Below are 3,457 nucleotides of genomic sequence, written 5' to 3'. Positions count from 1 at the left end.
GTCGGTGGGCGGCCAAAGCCTCGCATGCGCGATCGAACGCGTCGCCCCTGGCGGGACCATCGTCATGTTCGGTTCGAGCAGTGGCGAACTGACGCCCATTGGATTTCGCCAGTTCGTTCCGGATCACGAAGGGGCGAGGCTTCAGACTTTCGCGTACTACACGTCCGGTCCAGGCATTGGCGAGGACATCGCCTCGCTGCTCGCTCTGGTCGCAGCCGGCCGGCTCGAAACACGCGTGGCCTTGACCGTGCCATGGACAGACATCGCCCAAGCGCTGGACGCACTACGACAGCGCAGCTTCAGCGGCAAGGCCGTTCTCACCATAACAGGATGAGCATCCTGTTTTGTCACACGTGCTGGCCGCCATTGATGTGAATTTCCGAGCCCGTCACATAGGACGCCTGCTGCGAACACAGGAAGAAGATGATGTCGGCGACTTCGGCCGTGGTGCCAAGGCGCCTGAGAGGGATGGTCTCGACGATCTTGTCAGTGCCCGGCGACAGGATCGCGGTGTCGATCTCGCCGGGCGCAATGGCATTGACGCGGATGCCGTGCGGGCCGAAATCATGCGCCATCTCGCGCGTCAGCGAGCCGAGCGCCGCCTTCGATGTGGCGTAGGCCGTGCCGGCAAAGGGATGCACGCGGGTTCCGGCGATCGAGGTTACGTTGACGATCGAGCCCTTGGCCGCCGCCAGCTCTTTGAACAGGCCGCGCGCCAGCATGATCGGCGCGAAGAAATTGACCTGGAACACGTCGCGCCAGACATGCATCGGCGTGTCGATCGAATCCATGCGGCTGTTGCCGTCCTTGAGCTTCGGCGAAATGCCGGCATTGTTGACCAGCGCATGCAACTGGCCGCCATGCGCTTCCAGCCGGTGGCGGATTTCGGAGACGGCGATGCCGACATCCTCCTGATCGGCGAGATCGACCTTGATGTGGTCTTCCGGCCCGGCCGGCCACGGGCAATCCTCGGCGAAAGCCTGCCTGGAGCAGGTGATGACGCGCCAGCCCTCGCGCGAAAAACGCTTGACGGTGGCGTGGCCAATGCCGCGGCTGGCGCCGGTCAGCACGATGGTCTTTCGGGTGTCGAGCTCAGTCATTTCAAGGTCTCCGACCGGCAGATGTAGCCGAACGCCGCCGAGGTGGCGAGAGGCCGAAATGTCACCATTCGCCTCGATGAGGGAACTGGCGGGCCCGCTCGCCGTTGGTCCGTGAATGCGGAAAGGGCGCGGGGTTCTGAATCAATCAATCGGGACAGAGCCATGACACAGACAGCACCCCTCGACATAGCCACCGCCTTCACCAAGGCGTGGACAAGCCACGACCTCGAAAAGGCAGCATCCTTGGTCGCCGACGACGTCGTCTTTGATGGGCCGATGCAGCAATCGACCGGCAAGAAACCCTATCTCGAGGGCCTGACCAAACTATCACAGGATGTGACCGGTGTGCGCATGATCGCGGCCTTCGGAGACGATCATCAGGCGCTGCTGATGTATGATTTGGTGACAAAGTCGTCCGGCGCGCTTTCCTGCGCCAAGCACCTCACCATCAGCGATGGCAAGATTCACAGCGACAAACTGACCTTTGACAGCAAGAAGTTGGGCAGCGCCAAGCCACGGAATTAGCGGATCGGATCAGCCGCCAAGGAGGTCGAGGATCGAGGTCTGCCGCTTCTTGCGCGGACCGCCGACGTCGCCTGGCGGCACCGGATGTTTGACCGACGCGGTGGCGCCGTCATCCTCCGGCATGGAGGGGCCGTCGGCATCGACAGTTTGGGCGGGACGGGCCGCGCGGACCGGCGCTTGGGCAACCGGCGCTGCTGGCCGCGCCGGTGCCTGCTGACCGACCGACGTCGACGGAACCGGCGCCGTGTTGTTCGCCGAGGGTATCTCGTCGGGGACGATTGTGTCGGCCGGCGTCGATTTCCAGGTGCCGGGCAGCGGCCGCACCGGCACACCCTCGTGGGCCGCAACCATGAACTCGTGCCAGGCCTGCGCCGGCAGTGCGCCGCCGGTGACCTTCTTCATCGCGCTGCCATCATCATTGCCGAACCACACACCAGTGGTGAGGTTGGCGGTGTAGCCGACGAACCAGGCGTCGCGCGAATTTTGACTGGTGCCGGTCTTGCCGGCCGATGGCCAGGCGAAAGCCGCTTTCCGGGCAGTGCCGATCTCAACCGTGCCCGTCATCATCGAGTTCATCATGCCGACGATCTCAGGCTTGACGACGCGCGGCGCGCTGCCGCCGCCGCTGTCGTAAAGCACTTTGCCCTCGGTGGTCGTCACGCGCCGGATGAAATGGATGTCCGGCTTGTAGCCGCCATTGGCAAAGGGGACATAGGCCGAGGTCAGCTCCAGCGGCGTCACTTCCGAAGTGCCGAGCGCGATCGAGGTGTTGGCTATCAGGTCGGACTGGATGCCCATGCGGTGCGCCGCCTCGACAACCGCGTTCGGCCCGACCTCCATGGTCAGTTGCGCCGCCACCGAGTTCAGCGACTTGGCCAGCGCGGTGGCCAGCGTCACCTTGCCGAAATACTTGCCGCCGTAATTGTCGGGTGTCCAGTTGCCGATCTTGATCGGCGCATCGTTGCGGATGCTGTCGGGCGTGCGACCGGCTTCGAGCGCGGCCATATAGACGAACGGCTTGAACGCCGAGCCCGGCTGGCGACGTGCCTCCGAAGCACGGTCGAACTGGCTGGTCGAATAGTCGTAGCCGCCGACCATGGCACGCACCGCACCGGAATCGTCGATCGACACCAGCGCGCCCTGGGTGACGTTGAGCTTCTTGCCGCTCTCGTCGATCAGTCTGCGGATCGACTGTTCGGCGAGCTTTTGCAGGTTCAGGTCGACGGTGCTGTCGATGACGATGTCGCCGCGCACGTCGCCGATCAGGTCGGGCAATTCCTCCATGATGGTGTCGGCGACGTAATTCTCCGAGCCGGTCCAGTAGGACGGCGCGCGCGTTGCCGGCGCGCTCATCGCCGAGGTCATTTCCTTGGCGCTGATCTTTCCCTCGTCACGCATGGCGGCAAGCACCAGTTGCGAGCGTTCCTCGGCGGCCTTCGGATCGCGTGCCGGGGACAGCCGCGACGGCGCCTTCAACAGGCCGGCAAGCAATGCGGCTTCCGACAGGGTGACGTCGCGCGCGCTCTTGCCGAAATAGCGGCGCGAGGCGGCCTCGACGCCATAGGCGCCGGAACCGAAATACACCCGATTCAGGTACATTTCGAGAATCTGGTCCTTGGTGTGCTTGTGCTCCAGCCACAGCGCCAGCAGCACTTCCTGCACCTTGCGTTCCAGCGTGCGGTCGGGTGTCAGGAACAGGTTCTTCGCCAATTGCTGGGTCAGCGTCGAACCGCCCTGCGAGAAACGCCCGCCCAGCACATTGGTGACCATGGCGCGCGACAGACCGATCGGGTCGATGCCGAAATGCGAGTAGAAGCGCCGATCTTCAATGG

At 64.0% G+C, this 3,457-nt stretch carries 4 protein-coding genes; 2 read left to right on the top strand and 2 right to left on the bottom strand.

Features of this window, described 5'->3' with window-relative positions; genetic code table 11:
- Positions 1 to 334: zinc-binding dehydrogenase (locus EN749_RS32775; protein ID WP_145991104.1), on the top strand; the 334-nt coding region annotated here is incomplete at its 5' end.
- A gap of 13 nt (positions 335 to 347) precedes the next feature.
- Here EN749_RS32775 and EN749_RS32770 read toward each other — a convergent pair.
- Positions 348 to 1,100, bottom strand: a complete 753-nt coding sequence (locus EN749_RS32770) for an SDR family oxidoreductase (protein WP_023812510.1) — start codon at positions 1,098 to 1,100, stop codon at positions 348 to 350.
- A 162-nt stretch (positions 1,101 to 1,262) separates the two neighbouring features.
- Here EN749_RS32770 and EN749_RS32765 point away from each other — a divergent pair, with 162 nt between their 5' ends.
- Positions 1,263 to 1,625, top strand: a complete 363-nt coding sequence (locus tag EN749_RS32765) for a nuclear transport factor 2 family protein (RefSeq protein WP_127328262.1) — start codon at positions 1,263 to 1,265, stop codon at positions 1,623 to 1,625.
- 9 nt (positions 1,626 to 1,634) lie between these two features.
- Here the strand turns inward: EN749_RS32765 and EN749_RS32760 are convergent.
- Positions 1,635 to 3,457: PBP1A family penicillin-binding protein (locus tag EN749_RS32760; protein ID WP_128364724.1), on the bottom strand; the 1,823-nt coding region annotated here is incomplete at its 5' end.

The sequence above is a fragment of the Mesorhizobium sp. M7A.F.Ca.ET.027.02.1.1 genome, from assembly GCF_004022985.1.
Lineage (GTDB): Bacteria > Pseudomonadota > Alphaproteobacteria > Rhizobiales > Rhizobiaceae > Mesorhizobium.
This window is presented reverse-complemented; position numbering and strand designations above follow the sequence as displayed.